The sequence below is a fragment of the Halobacillus sp. ABR2_026 genome (assembly GCF_056158545.1).
On sequence record NZ_JBSWTM010000001.1, the window covers coordinates 698,472 to 714,157 of the forward strand.

The following is a 15,686-nucleotide window of genomic DNA, read 5'->3' on the forward strand; positions in this document are numbered from 1 at the left end:
CTCTTGCATTCTAGGTCAGTAAGTTATAATCGGAAAGGCAACCATTTCTAATGAAGGGTGGAGGTGGAAGGTGTGGAAGTGAGTGGAGTTTACAATGGATGGTTGGTCGGATTGTCGATTCTTGTATCCATCTTTTCATCCTACACAGCTTTACAAATTGTAAATCGAATGTATTCTGTACAGCAGATGAGATATAAATGGTTGACCCTCGGAAGCTTGACTTTCGGCGGAGGGATTTGGGCGATGCACTTTATTGCTATGCTTGCCTATGATATGGGAATGCCTGTCCTCTATGATGTCGTATTGGTCATTCTCAGTATTATCGCTGCTTTTGTTTCAAGTTTCATCGCATTCTTCATCATCAGTAAAGGATGGGATAAGACCTTGTGGCACATTGCGGGAGCAGCGTTGATTGCCCTGAGTATCGTGTCTATGCATTACATAGGTATGGATGCCATGAAAATGAATGCATCCATGGAATACAGCCCCCTCCTTGTTTCAGCTTCCGCAGGGATTGCTTTAGCCGTCTCATTTGCAGGGCTGCGTCTGTTTTCCTTATACGCCAGTAAAAAGAAAGCTGGAGGTAGGACGAAAGACCGCTTGAAAATGTGGGGGAGCTCGACTTTTATGGGGGTCGCTATATCCGGTATGCACTATACGGGCATGGAGTCGGCCACTTTTTTCATGGAAGAAAATAATTCTTCACCGATCGGTGGACCTGTCGTGGAACCAACGGTGCTCGGCTGGTTTATTGCTGGAGGAGTGCTATTGACCATCGCTTTTCTAATCGCATTGGTCAAGTTCGATACAGAAATGGAAACGACACACACGAGGCTTGAAGTGGCGAACCAAATGTATCGTTCTATCCTGGAATCGGCTCATGATGCAGTCGTGACTTCTGATGAGCAGGGGGTAGTTCTTGCTTGGAACAAGTCAGCGGAGCGCACGTTCGGGTACACGGCGGATGAAATGATCGGAGAGCCGTTGAATAACGTGATGCCGGATCGCTACTGGAAGGACCACTATCATGAAAACAAACGGGATTACCTGTCAGAAGCCCCTTTGGTGATCGGAAAGAGAACAGAACTTGTAGGCCTTCATAAAGATGGATCGACTTTTCCGATGGAGCTTTCTTTATCGACAGTCGAGGACGAAGGGAAGTATTATATTACCGGCATCATTCGGGATATTACGGAACGGCTCGAAAATGAAGAGCGCATCCGTGAGCTGGTCTATAAAGACGAACTCACCCAACTGCCCAACCGCCGTGCTCTTTATGAACATCTGAGTGGATACATGGAAGAATACGATTATCTCAGTGTTATGTTTCTTGATTTTGATCGTTTCAAACAGGTTAATGATGTATACGGCCACCGTATGGGGGATCTGCTGTTGAATGAGGGGGCGGACCGATTGAAATCCCGTCTTATGTCAGGGGATTTTCTTGCCAGACAGAGCGGAGATGAATTTATTATCGTTTTGCCTGATACGAGAGCATCAGGAGCTGAATGGATGGCCCAGAAGCTTATAGATGAGATTGCTGCTCCATTCGATATCGAATCCAGGGATTTATACATATCAGGTTCGATTGGAATCAGTTTATATCCAGAGGATGGAAAGTCCGCCGATTTATTAATCAAGCAGGCGGATACGTCCATGTATCAGGCGAAGCAGAGCGGTGGCGGACAGTATTGTTTTTATACAGAGGAAATGGATCAGCATCTTATGAGGAAGCTTCAGCTTGAGAATGGACTGAGAAAGGCTGTGGAACAAGGGGGGATCGATGTATATTATCAACCTCAGGTGGATGTTTCCACGGGAGAAATCGTCGGTTTTGAAGCTCTTGCCCGCTGGCATCACCCGCAATTAGGTTTTATTCCACCGGATGAGTTTATTCCATTGGCGGAAGAAACGAAATTGATTGTTCCACTGGGGGAAATGATACTTCTGGAAGCCTGTCGGCAATACAAAGAATGGATGGAGGAAGGGTATGGATTGAAAAGAATCAGTGTTAATTTATCCGCTATTCAGTTTATGGACGCCGGCATTATTCATACCGTCGAACATGCCCTCCAACAGGCGGAAGTCCCAGCAGAACATTTAGAGATCGAGCTGACAGAGAGTATCGTCCAAGACTCCACCAGGGCTCTTCCAGTCATGGATCAGTTGAAAACAATGGGGGTTAAGCTCGCTCTTGACGATTTTGGTACAGGCTTCTCTTCCCTCAGTTATTTGAAGGACTTCCCACTGGACACCCTTAAAGTGGATCGTTCATTCATCAAGGCCCTCCAGGATAATGAGAAAGACAGTGCTGTAGTGGAGATTGTCATTGAACTGGCGGATCGTCTAGGGATCCGTGTCATAGCAGAAGGGGTTGAAACGGAAGAACAACTGCATTTTCTAAACAGGCGAGGATGTGCGGAATATCAAGGCTATTTATTTAGTAAACCTGTAAATCCGCGAGAGGCTCGGGAACTTATGGACCCAGTGGCTTCCGGTGAAAAAATTTGAGAATTGTCCTATCGTCCGCAAGATATACCCCTTCGTCATTCTTTTCAACTAAAAAAAGACCCAGTCACTGGGTCTTTTTTTGCTTGTTATTTTTCAATGGGTTCATCAAATAAATCCGTGAATTTGGCGACGTTTTCGTAGCTGAACTCGAACGCCATCCGTACTTCCCCAAATCCAGGCTGATAGAAATACCCCTGAACTTCATAACTGCCTTGGTTTTCTCTGACTTTAGTAAGGTGGAAGTACCTTTGGATGAACTGGGCCATTTCCTCCAGTTTCTTATTCCGTACCTTGATCCACTGGTCTCTTAATTCTACTGTTGGAAAGTCAGATTCTTTTAACATTTGCTCACTCCTCTACGGAAATCAAAGCTATGAAACTGTCTGTTACCATTATACTATAAAAGCTCAGTGTGATTTTCAACTGCTTTCCGAAAATTACGAAACTTACTCTCTTAACCTATTAAAGCTTATGAGTTGGGAGGGGAGAACATTCGTCTTTCATTTACCTGCTTTTCTCATGTTGGGAAAAGAGGCAGCTTTCCGCCTTAACAACGTCCCTCTTTTCCAAAGCCTGTTAAGAAATTTGAATTTCTCTTTACCTTTACGTAACGTTACCCTTTATAGTGGGAGTTGAAAAGGGGGAATGTTTGATGAGAATTACAGAAGTCGCGAGGGAATGGGGGACTACCCCAAGGACGATTCGCTTTTATGAAGAAAAGGGATTGATGGCACCGGAGAAATCGAACAATGGATACCGGTCATATAAAGATGAGGATGTTCGAGCATTGGCTACCATCCTGTCTCTTAGAGAAGTCGGGTTAACAACAGCAGAAATAAAAAAAGCCATGGACCAGAATGATGACTTTGGAGATTATTTACATACTCAACGTTCTGTATTGTACGAAGAAATGCTGAAGATCAGAGATATGATTTCTACCTTGGACCGCATGATTGAGAAAAGCGGAAGGAATGAAGATTTGAAAGAGATGAGGGAGATGGCACGTGAATTAAAAGGATTTAAAGAAAAAAGATCCGGGTGGGAGGATCGCTGGAATTTTGATGGTCAAGCGGAAACCTATGATGAGAACATCAAAATCTCGGGGAATCGTTTTAATGTACATGAGAAGTATCATGAAGCCCTTCAGAAAGTAGAAGAATGGGTGGAAGCTTCTCATGAAGAGCGAGGAGTAGATGTTGGCGCCGGTACAGGGAATCTGACGGAACATTTTCTAAGGCAGGATATATCCATGATCGCTGTGGACCCATCCAAGGAAATGTTGAAAATGTTCGCGAGGAAACATCCGCATACAGAAAGTCGCGTCGGCCATTTCCTCTCCCTGCCGTTGAAGGATAAAGAAACGGACTTCGTCGTATCGAGCTATGCACTTCACCATCTGAAAGATGAAGATAAGGAGCTTGCCCTAAAAGAAATCGATCGTATCTTAGTAAATGAGGGACGCGTTGTCATCGCTGATTTGATGTTCACCGATGAAACAGCAAGAGAGGCTACGCTCCGCGCTTACCGGGAGGCGGGGAATGAAGAAGCGGTCGAAGCCATTGAAGATGAGTATTATGCCGATCGTTCCCGGCTTCTGCGGTGGTGGACAGATCATGGATATGAAGTAGAAACGTATACATTCAATCCATACCTACACGTCGTCTACGCTCAAAAAGGAAAGTCTAAATGATCGATTATCTTGATGTGTTAAGACCGTGTTCCAGTGCGACCGGTGGGAGGGTGATTTTTGGGAAAGATGTGGACAGGGGGACTTTGATTATAAGGCGTCTGATTTTGTTAAATGCCTGCTGAATCCCCGTCAATCGGCTTTAATAGAAGGTTGGATAGTAGGGGGCAAGCTACCATTAATCCCGTTAAATGCCATCTTTCAGCTTTCCACAAAATTTCCACATTTGTAGCAAAGACAAAATATTCCTTACTAAAACCTTGTCACGACAGTGTTTAGTTAATCTCTTATATGGGTATATGTTGTCGTTGGACATTCAGCCTGGGTTTACAGGAGGTCGTTCCGTGTTACAATGGCTAACACAACGATGAATAAAGGAGAAATGACATTGAATAAAAAGTGGTTATTAAGTTTACTATTTGCAGCGTTCGTTTCTTTACTAGCTGCCTGTGGCAGCGATGAAGGAGCTTCTGAAAATAAGGAAGAACAAAACCAAGAGGAAACCGAGCAGTCTGAATCCGGTGAAGGTGAACAAGCGGAAGCCCCTGAACCTGATCTTGAAGGAGTACCGGATGTTGTCGCTGAAGTAAATGGTACAGAAATTAAAAAAGAAGAATTTGAAACGACTTATAAAGGTCAATTCCAGCAAATGGCTATGCAGTCTCAAATGACAGGTCAGGAACTGGATCAGGATCAATTGAAGAAGCAGGTTGCTGAAACTCTAGTTGGACAAGAGCTTCTAATGCAGGAAGCAGACAATCGTGAATATTCAGCGTCTGAAGAAGAAGTGAGTACGAAGTTGGATGAATTGGCTAAGCAGCGTCAAATCGAATCCGGCGATAAGTTCCTTGCTCAGTTGAAAGAACAGGGAATGAGTGAAAAAGAAGTTAAATCACAAGTCAAAACTCAAGTTAAAATTGAAAAATTGATTGCTGAAGAAGCAGGCGATGTGAAGCCTTCTGAAGAAGAAATCAAAGAAGCTTATGACAAAATGAAAGAACAGCAGGAAAGCATGGATTCTGAGCAGGAAGTTCCATCTTACGAAGAAGCAAAATCTACAATTGAACAGCAGCTGACTCGTCAAAAAGAGGGAGAAGCGACTCAAAAAATAGTCGATAATCTGCGTGAAGAGGCAGATGTGACAGTAAACCTCTAAGATGAACCCAAAAAACCAGACCTTAAAAGGTCTGGTTTTTTTTATTGGGGAGAGATGTCATTTACTGTAAGACCTGGTCAGCCAGTTTCTGGCTGACCAGGTCTTACATATTTTTACAAATCGCAAATTAGATGAACATGGATACGAAGATGGCGGTGATGAAACTTGCGAGTGTTCCTCCGATAATGGCTTTCAGTCCCAGCTTCGCCACTTGTGACTGTTTGTTCGGGGCTAGTGAGCCGAGGCCGACGATTAGCTGACCGATGGAAGAAAGGTTGGCAAAGTTACATAGTGCCACTGACATAATGGCTATCGTTTTCGGAGAAAGCTGCTCCATCATTTCTTTCAGTTGGTTATAGGCCAGAAATTCATTGGAGGCCAATTTTGTTCCAATCAAGGAAGCCGCTTGGAATGCGTCTGCTAGTGGAATCCCTATCAATACAGCGAAAGGATAGAAGAGAAAACCGAATATGGTCGATAGATCCGTGTTTACAAAACCGAGCAGTCCGTTGACTAGAGCAATCATGCTGATGAATGCGATTAGTAGGCCACCGATATTCAAGGCGAGCTTCACACCGTTAACAGCTCCATCAGAAATCGCCTCAAAAACATTCACATGGCCGGAATCGGCCATCTGCACATTCTCATTAAGCTGGGATTCTTCTACTTCCGGCTCGAGCAGTTTGGCGGTGACGAGGGAAACAAATGGGACGCTGAAGATGGAAATCAAGAGATATTTCAAGTCGATTCCCATTTCTACATACCCGACTAAAATGGCTCCACTGGCAGATGCTGTTCCTCCAACCATGATAGCGAAAGTTTCTGAGCGCGTCATTTTCGCTAAATATGGTTTGACGAGCAAGGGGGCTTCTGCGACTCCTAGGAACGTATTCCCTACCGCACTGAAAGACTCTACTTTAGAGGTTTTCAGCAGTTTTCCGACGATGGTACCTAAGATCTTCACTACAAAAGGAAGAATGCGGATATGATAGAGTGCTGAAATTAGAGAAGATATAAAAATTAAAGCTCCCAGCACATTGATCGCGAATAAAAATTGGATGTCCGTCTGAGCGAATAACGGGCCGAACACAAACTCAATCCCGGCAGAACTAAAATCAATAACACTCTGGATAAAAAGAGCGGCTTTTTTCAAGAGCGCCTGACCGAATGGGACATTAAGCATGGTATAGACAAAGACACCTTCAAGAATCAACCCCGCAAAGATGGTGTGCCATTTGACCATTTTTCTATGGCTGCTTAAGAGCCAAGCCAATGCAAGGATGACAACTAATGAAAGAAGTCCAGTAAGAATAGACATAATATTTCCTCCTTGGAATAGTGTACGGATTCCTAAATTATAGAGGTAGGATGTCAGACAACATTGAATAAATAAAAAACCTCTTTCCATGTAAAAAAGGAAAGAGGTCGTTCAGGCCATTGAGTAGACTCCTGAATATTCTTTCCTTATAGTCCGGCGATTTACGGTAGCCAGGTAGAGACTTGTGGACCTTATTTCCACATGTATATAAGGAATCCGTATCATTTTGATATTCTGAAATTCTAGCAGACCCATCAAAGGGTGACAAGGTCACAGGCGAATGTTGTAATTTAAACAATATTCTAAAAAGGAAAAATGAAGGGGAAAACTTCATTGCTATATTTATAATCTTTCATTCATAGAAAAACGTCTCTACCGTTTAAGTAGAGACGTTTCTGTTTAAAAGGCGCCTGATCCGCCACCACCGCCTCCGACTCCGGCACCACCACCGGCGTCACCAGGGAAGCCACCGGATGCAGCATGAACGGAGGTGTGTTCATCTGCTGATTCAAACGATGCTTGAACGGCTGCGCTGAGTGCCAGGAACATCACCCAGTCATCGCTTGTGGAAGCAGCAAAGGAGTGGTTCGAAGCGCTTTGTTTACCAACACCGATCTGGTACAGGAGGGCAGGGACCCGGTCTTTTTCTTCCCATTCCTTCCACCGATCACTGTAGTGCAATGATTTCAATTCATTTTTTAGTTTGCGACCTTCTGCATTTAATGGTCGGTAGCCAATACTGAACGTTGTGAAGAAGAGGAATAGAAGGATAGATACACTCATCCAAAGGAAGAGGTTGTGAAATGGAAACAAAATGATGAACGGAAAGCTTACAAGAGCGGCGCCAGCGGAAATCCAGCGTGGCCCTGAGACAGGTTCTCTCCATTCATATTGTTGAAGCTCCATTTTCACCCGTTCTTTCCATCCATTGATGCCGATCCGATATTTCTCGTGATTATCTTCTTCCTTTATAAATGCTTCGAAATCGTCCAGGTGCAGGTGATCAGAGTGAGCAATGTCTTCAAAAAGGAGTTCCATCAGGCGTTCTTCATGAGCAAAATCGACTGTTCGATCTGTTCTTTTGAATTCACGTTCTGATATCTGTTCAATGTTCCCTTTGTGCACAAGTTCCATCAAGGCGGCTGTCAAAGCTGTAGAGGAGAGATGTCCATAATTTGTGAACAGCATGAGAGCTGGAAGGCTCATTTTCGTTTCAGGAAAGTTGCCTGTACTGCTTTTCTGCCTTTCTGCTTCCCGTCCGATCTCCATTCGTTTTCGAATCGCAGAAATGATGAGGAGGGCAGCAAGTAAGCTCAGCCCGCTGCTGAGATAGATCGCAAAGTTCCTCCACCAGGCTTCGGATCTTTTTTCTGAAGCAATCGTTTCGTCGAGTTGGGATTGATCCGCTAGAATTTCGTTCAGCATCGGTTCGAAACTTGTAACAGAAGCATTAGGGAAGAGCGATGCGTCATATGCGACGCGAATGTCTCCATTCGTTCCTTCGCTGACTTTTCCTATATCAAACACGGCGTTGCCTTCCTTTGTTGTTGTAACCGTCTGATAGGCAGCCTCATACCCATATGCAGCCTTGATCTCTCCTTGTACGGGAGGTTCGATGGTGATTGTCAGGTTCTCATAAGTAGCCTCACTATTTTCATCAAAGAAGGGCCAATAAAATTGAGCGACATCCTCGAAAACTTCCACACCATTTTCGATCGTATAGGAAAGGTCGATTGTTACGTTTTCATCTGATCCTCCTCTGAAAATCTTATAGAGATTTCCTTCTTGTTCAACTTTAAGAGCAGCTCCTTCTTCTTCAGCTGTAAGCTTTGTAATAGAAGTCCGTTGTTTTGGAATCAGCGTCCGGGTGATCCCATTAAAATCATCGCTGAAGTCATACGTATGTGTTTCTTTTACCTGTACAGAGCCGTCTGCTTTTAATTGGGCATGGATGTTCGTTTCTTCGATTGTGAATTCCACGGCTGTCACTTGAGTTGGAATTAATAAAAGAAGAGCGACCAGAAAAAAGCTCGATATTAATTTTTTCATATCCGTCACCTGCTTTCCTCTATCCTTACGTAAGAAAGTGGTGAAAGGTTTCAAATGCCTGGGGTGATAAAAAGCCCCGGTCCACCTATACAGATGACCGGGGCTTTTCACTTATGATCTTCTAATCGATGCTTCTAGTTCATGGTCTTTCACTTCTGCCTGTGGGAGGAGTGTTTTTTCAAAATCAAAGGCATCGAGTTTGATTCCATTATTCACTTTGTTTGGAAGGTCCGGGTTAGCAAGGGCCCCTGTTCCAATAGATACAAGGTCAGCTTGTCCTGATTCGATCATGCCTTCAGCCTTTTCTTTTTCCTGCAGCTGTCCGTTCGCGATGACGGTGATCTTTCCATAAGCCTTGGCAGCTCCAGCAAGGGTGAGGGAGCTTTCCCCGAAGGAGGCGGCAGTCGCATCTCCGTCGGTCACATGGATATAGTCAAGCCCGGTTTTTCCTAAAGCTCCGAAAATCTGCTCCGCTTCTTTTTCACCACCAGCCCATTTATGGGTTTGATCGGCTATTTTTGCTTGAGAAATACGGATACCAATAATAAAATCTTCCCCGACTTCTGCCACGATTTCATCCACGACCTCGAGCACAAACCGGAGCCTGTTCTCTACAGAACCACCGTACTCATCTTCGCGTTTATTTAAGTAATCAGTCAGGAACTGATCGAGAAGGTAACCGTTGGCCCCGTGGATTTCCACGCCATCAAAACCAGCGTCTTTGGCACGTTTTGCAGCGGCTGCAAAGTCTTTTTTCACTTCTAAAAAGTCTTGTTCATCCATCTTACGAGGGGTTTGGAATGGACCGGATCCACCGTAAAAACCTAGTTGTTCCCCTTTTGGAGCAATAGCAGATGGTGCGATGGTTTTATCAGTGTAAGCATTCCCTTGACTCTGTCCACCGGCATGCATAAGTTGGGCGATTATCAAGCTGCCTTCCTCATGGACCGTTTCCACGATTGGCTTCCATGTATCTGTCTGGACATCTGTTGCAAGTCCTGGTTGATTGTTGTAGCCCTGGCTGAATGTGGCGTCTGGGTAGATTCCTTCCGTAATGATGGCCCCGAATCCACCTTCAGCGAAGCGCCGGTAATATGCCTTCATCCGGTCATTCGCGCGGCCGTCAGCTTCGGCACTGATCCTGGTCATCGGTGCCACTACATAACGGTTGTTCAGTTGTTTACGATTCATTTGATAGGGTTCAAATAACATGAGTGTATCCACCTTTCCTGATGTAGAGGTCACCTTCAAGGGTACGATGAAGCTATCTCAGTTTCAAAGTAAATGCTCATCAAAAGCATAGTGAGGATTCTCTGCCTTCCTGTTTCCTATAGAAGTCATATTGAAAAAAGGGGGGTCTCTTTACGAAGGAAAGGTCAAAAAAAGATCATCTCTATTGAAGAGATGATCTTTTTTTATGCAAACTGTTTTAAAGCGCGATACATCTGTTCGCCTTCATCATTTAATACGTGACCATTTCCATGACAGCGTCCGCATTTCGTATGGTAACTGGTTTCCTCGACGGCCAATTTCCAAGCTGTCTTTTCACTGGCGTGGTTCACGCGACTGTAGTGGTCCATAATCATGTTCGCCTTGCTGTCATCGTATTCCTGATAGGTACCGGTCCCGTGGCAGAGAGGGCAGACATTGTAAAGATGGCTCACTGTTTTTGTATTCAAATGAACACTTCCTTCTGATTTGATATAGTTAAATTATGATTGATTTTATGGAATATTCAGATTAATTGCAATAGATTTTGAACATATAAAAAAGAAAAAAAGTCTTCTGTTCACAGATCTGTTGAAAATGGCCAAAAAATTAAGAGGGAGCAAGGAATAAAAAAGTCACCGGTACACCGGTGACTTTTCAGCTGCTGTTATTTTCCGATAAACATTTGTGTCCAATAATTTCCATCTTCGGCATGCCCTACACCAATGTGAGTGAAGTCAGGGTTCATGATGTTTTCGCGGTGACCTTGACTGTTCATCCATCCTTCAACGACTTGTTCCGGAGACGTTTGTCCCATTGCGATGTTCTCACCCGCGGTGCGGTAGTCGATGCCATAAGACTGCATCATGTCGAACGGAGAACCATAATTCGGGCTGTTGTGAGAGAAATAGTTATTTTGCTGCATATCTAGTGATTTGTCTTTGGCTACAGCACTTAGTTCTGTGTCCAGTTCCAACGGTTCCAGGCCTTGTTTTTCACGTTCCTGGTTCGTCAATTCAACGACTTCTTTTTCAAAAGCAGATACTTCGGATCCTGTTTCATCCTGTGTGTTTTCTTCTTTTTGTACGTCTTCTTCAGCCGGCTGTTCAGGGGCTGGAGTTGCTTCTGTTTCTTCCTCTTTTGATGGCACTTCCTGTTTAGAATCTTCTTCTACTGGAGTTTCCGCTTTCGGCTGCTCCTGATTGGGTTGGTCTGCTGGAGATTTCTGATATTTCTGTGCGAATTGCTCAATGAAAGATTGGAAATCTACTTGTTGAAAGTTTTGGTTTTTAAGGGCCTTTTCATTCTCATTGACCCAATCATTCAATTGACCGGAATCTATTTGAACTGTCTTTGTTTCTACATGAACGTTTTCTTGTACTTCACCCGTGGATGCTAGGGAAGTAGCTGGAGATGCAAGTAAAGATAGAGCGAGTGCTCCTGATACAATCAGTGATTTTTTCATCATGCTGAAAATCCTCCTTGAAACTTTAGTTTTTTTGGAACGACTCTATCGTACCATTCAACTTTTGTAACATAATAGGATGATATTTCCATAACATGATAGAAATCGAGGGAGGAAAAGAAAAGATGGATTTCCTTCCTTGAAGTGCAGGGATTTATCATAATGTAAGGAGGAATGATGTTTTTGGTATTTAATTCCTTGTCATAGATTTTTTACTAGTTTAGACGGGTTGACAGACTTTTGAGAAAGGTCTGTTTTTTACGAGTGTGACATCCGTTTTACAAAAGTTATCGGAACATGAAGGTTTTCAGCTATATATGGATTCTCTCTTCAATACGTCCTGCATAAGTTGAGCCGATAACGGGCGGCTGTAAAGGAATCCTTGAGCTTCTTCACAATTCCAGCTTTTTAACAGGCGGGCTTGTTCCTCGGTTTCTACACCTTCTGCTGTGACAACGATGCCGAGGTTTTTGGCTACGAATATGATGGATTGGACGATAACCGCATGATTACGATTGCTCGATAGACTGCTGATGAAGGAACGGTCAATTTTAATTCGGTCGAGAGCGAACATAGAAAGATAGCTGAGTGAGGTATAGCCGGTTCCGAAGTCATCCATCGTGATTTGTAGCCCGATTTCTCTTAGGACGCGGATTTTATCAATCGTTGCTTCTGTATTTTCAATGGCCAGCGTTTCGGTAATTTCCAGGTCAAGATTATGTGGCGACATTCCAGTTTTCTTCAGTGTTGTCATTACCATCTGAGTGAAATCAGGGTGTAGGAACTGTTTGGGTGAGATGTTAACCGACAAATGGAACTTCAAGGAATACTGCTTCTCCCATTGTACATACTGGCGGCAGGCTTCTTGTAAGACCCAACAGCCGAGCGGAACGATCAAGTCGCTTCGTTCGGCAAGAGGAATAAAGGAAGCAGGACTGACCGGACCTTTTTCCGGATGTTCCCAACGGATCAATGCTTCTAATCCCTGGATCTTTCCGGTTTGTAAGTGAACCTTGGGTTGATAATGAAGTTGAAAGGCTTCTTGATCGATGGCTGTTTTCAGTTCTTCCAACCATACGATTTCAGCCACACTTTTTTCTTCAAAGGATGATGAATATTCCATATAACTATTACGACCGCTACGCTTCACTTCATACATAGCCATATCCGCATGTTTAATGAGCGTATGAAAGTCTTTTCCATCCTCTGGGAAGTAGGAGACTCCGACGCTTAGGGTGACGTCTTTATAATAGTCACCGATCGTAAAGATTTCCTTCATGGCGGTGTGGATCTCCTGGATGACCTGGCGTACTTCCAGCCGATTCTCAATATCGGGAAAACATATTAAAAATTCATCTCCGCCAATGCGCGCAATCAAATCTTTCTTCCTGACAACGGACTGAAGCCTGATAGAAACCAGCTGAAGAAGTTCATCTCCCGCCATATGGCCAAGGTGGTCATTGATGTGTTTGAAAAGATCGATGTCGATAAGGACGGTGGCTAAAGGTTTTTGTTCCACCGTGGTCAACGTTTCAATCTCTTTTTTTATTCCCCGGCGGTTTAACAGGGACGTCAATTCATCGTGATAAGCGAGGAAATTGATTTTTTCCTGAGCCATCTTTTCTTCTGTCATGTCTTTGACAATTCCATAAACGCCCGAAATTTGTCCTTGTACCTTGATAGGGATCCCCGAGACGAGAATATATCGTCGCTCGCCCTTTTTGGTGATTAAAGAAGACTCAAATTCCGCTGGCTCTCCTGTTTTAACCCGTTCGTAAAAGTTCACGACGCGTTCTGCTTCCTCTGGAACAATCAGGTCAGGGATGCTGAGGTGGATCAATTCATCATGAGAGAACCCTGTCAACTCATAAGCGAAATGGTTGAAGGAGGTGAACCTACCTTCCATATCCAGGTGAAAAATTGCACCTGGATTAAAGTCATGCAGGGACCGATACTTCTGTTCTTGTTCCTGCAGTTCTTCGTGCTTTTTTTGCAGCTGGTGTTGCTGATGGGTGAATTGCTGTTCCACATACGTAATAGTTATCGTGAATAAGGTGAGGACACTTGTCCACTCGATGCTTGTAATCAGAAATCCAGCGTCTGAGAAAAGACGTTCAATAAAAGCATAGAGGACAGAACAGAGAGCGATGGCGATCAGCCCTAAAAGTCCATGTACACTTACAGAAGATCTTGTTCTACGCAAAACAGCTTCTTCAATATGCAGGTGTTCAAAAATCCTCGTAGCTGTATAAATGGTCCCGAGCATCAGGAGAAAAGACGAAATCACATTTTCCGGCTGGAGTACGATCGATCCTGTATAAAAGTTTGTTAAAACATATGTATAGAGTAATAGGAACAGGCTGATAGCAGAGCTTAAAAAAAGGTGAGTCTGAACATTCTTTTGCTGCAGAGGATCAGCTTTCAATTTTTTATTCCCTATAAAGCTCATGATGAGGAAAGAGATAAAAAAGAAGGCTGAGAAAATAACGGTGTTTTGGATAAAGAGGTAAAAAGAGTTTGCAGTCAAAGGTATGGTTTGTTGAAAAGCCATGGCAAGGAACGGAATCCATGTGAGTATGAACCCGCATAGGAATGCTAGGATTAGCGATAGACCGACTTCATTCAATTTATGACTGATCGGGCCTCTGGTCACATTCATGATTAATTTCATCAGAGAAATGCAACTGATGATTCCTACTATTAAAAACAATAAGGGTGCGCCCATGCAGTGTCACTTCCTTCGGACTTTAGTACTATTATAATCATATCTTTGATTATATTCTACAATAATACTAGTTTTAACAAAAAGAGACGGGTGTGGTATATTGAAGGAAAGAAGGAGGCGGATGTGATGAAACCGATGACTGTTCATGTAAAGCAGGGGAATATAGATCAAGCGCTCTCTCCATCGCGTGTTGTCTTCTACGAGCAGATGCAGCTTGTGGAAACATTCGATGATCAATCACAGTGTTATATGCTGTTCTTTTATAAACAGAAATATCTTACCTCCGTCCGAATGAAACGGGTAAAACTGAATACTTACGTGGCCCGTGCGTTTAAAAAAGGGACCGTGTATGAAGACCCCAGCCCTCATTTGCAAGCTTTAATCGAATGGAACGCCCCTCTTCAAAAAATCAGCTATCCTCAGCTGAAAAAGCAGATTGCCCGCTTGTATACCCGTCAGGAACAAGCAAAAATCCTCACTTTCTTTGAATCCTTTATTCCGAAGAAACAATTATTTCAGGACATAAAATCATTTTATTATGAATATAGACGTGAAGGAAACATGTCAGGAGCGTATCGCGTCATCCGTATAATGGCGGAATTTGCTCCAAATCACCGGTTTGTTAAAGAAACGGCCAATGACCTCATTTACCGTGACCTGGCTGATTTATATTTAGAAAAATCACCGGAATTATCGAAGCGCGATCCGTTATTCAAGGAAACGAACGCTTCATTCGAAAGCCACCAGCAGTTATTATTGGAGGAAAGCCGCTGGATCGAAGCTTCCGCCCATTTGTTATCTTCTTTTTATCAACACCCCACTCCTGAGAGCTATCAATCTTGTTTAAATTCTTTCCAACAACATTTCGATCAGGAGAGCAGGATCTGCCTGCTTGAGCAAATCACCCGCTTCCTGCCTGCTTTTCATCCAGCCGGTGAAGATCTATTCCAACATTATTTAGACAATGAAAATATCGATCAGGCTGCGCTCCTCTATACTGAGAAGGAACTGCAGTTGAGTGAAAATCAAAGGAATCTTATGAAGGATTTGCTTAACCAATACTTCTTGGAACGTCCATCCGAACAGCTTCTTCCTTTTCTGGAACGTTACATGAATGAGCAGCCGGATGATGCCGGTGAACTTCTGGACCGATATATTCTTAAGTTGTTGGAAACGATGGAACTTGACCAAGTGCATCAAGCCCTCATTGTATTCCCGAATAAAAGTTCGACGATGAGGAAGGTGGAGCGGATGAATGAAATTCAGGAAGATCTTGATTGTATGCAGGAATTGGGGGAGCTGTACTATGGTTTGAATCAGCTCGAAAAGTCCATTGAATGTTTCCAGATGGAAATGGAACTCAAACCAGAAGCTCCTGAACCCCTCCGGTGGCTTGCAAAAGTGTATGCAGACAAACAAATGATGGAAGAATCAAGAGCTTATCAACAATTGTGTGTAAATGTCCAAAAGTGGGCATGACTTCCTGTCATAATGAAGATAAACACGTGTCATAGAAAACTCCCTGCCGATTTGGCAGGGAGTTTTCTATGATTTTTGTTAATTGAA

11 protein-coding genes and 1 riboswitch are annotated in these 15,686 nt (G+C 43.6%); of the genes, 4 read left to right on the forward strand and 7 right to left on the reverse strand.

Translation table 11 applies throughout. The features are described 5' to 3' along the window. Window positions 1-72: 72 nt before the first annotated feature. Window positions 73-2,511, forward strand: a complete 2,439-nt coding sequence (locus ACXADE_RS03550) for an EAL domain-containing protein (protein WP_474979136.1) — start codon at window positions 73-75, stop codon at window positions 2,509-2,511. Between the two features lie 86 nt (window positions 2,512-2,597). Here the strand turns inward: ACXADE_RS03550 and ACXADE_RS03555 are convergent, their stop codons facing one another. Next, window positions 2,598-2,855 carry a hypothetical protein gene (locus ACXADE_RS03555; RefSeq protein WP_474979137.1) on the reverse strand — a complete coding sequence of 86 codons (258 nt, stop codon included), beginning with the start codon at window positions 2,853-2,855 and terminating at the stop codon, window positions 2,598-2,600. Window positions 2,856-3,163: 308 nt separating this feature from the next. On the opposite strand from ACXADE_RS03555, the gene ACXADE_RS03560 reads away from it, so the two are divergent. Beyond that, on the forward strand, window positions 3,164-4,201 hold the full coding sequence (locus ACXADE_RS03560) for a MerR family transcriptional regulator (protein ID WP_474979138.1): 1,038 nt from the start codon (window positions 3,164-3,166) through the stop codon (window positions 4,199-4,201). A 379-nt stretch (window positions 4,202-4,580) separates the two neighbouring features. Further along, entirely contained in the window at window positions 4,581-5,354 is a 774-nt protein-coding gene (locus ACXADE_RS03565; protein WP_474982191.1) for a SurA N-terminal domain-containing protein, read from the forward strand. A 127-nt stretch (window positions 5,355-5,481) separates the two neighbouring features. Here the strand turns inward: ACXADE_RS03565 and ACXADE_RS03570 are convergent, their stop codons facing one another. The 6 genes from ACXADE_RS03570 to ACXADE_RS03595 form a co-directional block, all read right to left on the reverse strand. Then, window positions 5,482-6,672, reverse strand: coding sequence for a NupC/NupG family nucleoside CNT transporter (locus ACXADE_RS03570; protein WP_474979139.1), 1,191 nt, complete (start codon window positions 6,670-6,672; stop codon window positions 5,482-5,484). A 129-nt stretch (window positions 6,673-6,801) separates the two neighbouring features. After that, window positions 6,802-6,903, reverse strand: a riboswitch (purine riboswitch). 168 nt (window positions 6,904-7,071) lie between these two features. Beyond that, entirely contained in the window at window positions 7,072-8,721 is a 1,650-nt protein-coding gene (locus ACXADE_RS03575; RefSeq protein WP_474979140.1) for a DUF2207 domain-containing protein, read from the reverse strand. Window positions 8,722-8,832: 111 nt separating this feature from the next. Next, the gene (locus ACXADE_RS03580; protein WP_474979141.1) at window positions 8,833-9,933 is read right to left on the reverse strand and encodes an oxidoreductase; all 1,101 of its coding nucleotides are present in this window, start codon (window positions 9,931-9,933) and stop codon (window positions 8,833-8,835) included. 203 nt (window positions 9,934-10,136) lie between these two features. Beyond that, window positions 10,137-10,400, reverse strand: coding sequence for a hypothetical protein (locus tag ACXADE_RS03585; protein ID WP_474979142.1), 264 nt, complete (start codon window positions 10,398-10,400; stop codon window positions 10,137-10,139). A 197-nt stretch (window positions 10,401-10,597) separates the two neighbouring features. Continuing rightward, on the reverse strand, window positions 10,598-11,398 hold the full coding sequence (locus ACXADE_RS03590; protein WP_474979143.1) for a CAP domain-containing protein: 801 nt from the start codon (window positions 11,396-11,398) through the stop codon (window positions 10,598-10,600). Between the two features lie 304 nt (window positions 11,399-11,702). After that, on the reverse strand, window positions 11,703-14,120 hold the full coding sequence (locus ACXADE_RS03595; RefSeq protein ID WP_474979144.1) for a putative bifunctional diguanylate cyclase/phosphodiesterase: 2,418 nt from the start codon (window positions 14,118-14,120) through the stop codon (window positions 11,703-11,705). Window positions 14,121-14,246: 126 nt separating this feature from the next. On the opposite strand from ACXADE_RS03595, the gene ACXADE_RS03600 reads away from it, so the two are divergent. Then, complete coding sequence (locus ACXADE_RS03600; protein ID WP_474979145.1) at window positions 14,247-15,599, forward strand: hypothetical protein; 1,353 nt, start codon at window positions 14,247-14,249, stop codon at window positions 15,597-15,599. Window positions 15,600-15,686 lie beyond the last annotated feature (87 nt).

Bases quoted from the DNA above. Each gene is read 5' to 3' on its own strand.
- ACXADE_RS03580 (WP_474979141.1), bottom strand. From the start codon at position 9,933: ATGTTATTTGAACCCTATCAAATGAATCGTAAACAACTGAACAACCGT.
- ACXADE_RS03595 (WP_474979144.1), bottom strand. From the start codon at position 14,120: ATGGGCGCACCCTTATTGTTTTTAATAGTAGGAATCATCAGTTGCATT.
- ACXADE_RS03590 (WP_474979143.1), bottom strand. From the start codon at position 11,398: ATGATGAAAAAATCACTGATTGTATCAGGAGCACTCGCTCTATCTTTA.
- ACXADE_RS03555 (WP_474979137.1), bottom strand. From the start codon at position 2,855: ATGTTAAAAGAATCTGACTTTCCAACAGTAGAATTAAGAGACCAGTGG.
- ACXADE_RS03565 (WP_474982191.1), top strand. From the start codon at position 4,581: ATGACATTGAATAAAAAGTGGTTATTAAGTTTACTATTTGCAGCGTTC.
- ACXADE_RS03570 (WP_474979139.1), bottom strand. From the start codon at position 6,672: ATGTCTATTCTTACTGGACTTCTTTCATTAGTTGTCATCCTTGCATTG.
- ACXADE_RS03560 (WP_474979138.1), top strand. From the start codon at position 3,164: ATGAGAATTACAGAAGTCGCGAGGGAATGGGGGACTACCCCAAGGACG.
- ACXADE_RS03600 (WP_474979145.1), top strand. From the start codon at position 14,247: ATGAAACCGATGACTGTTCATGTAAAGCAGGGGAATATAGATCAAGCG.
- ACXADE_RS03575 (WP_474979140.1), bottom strand. From the start codon at position 8,721: ATGAAAAAATTAATATCGAGCTTTTTTCTGGTCGCTCTTCTTTTATTA.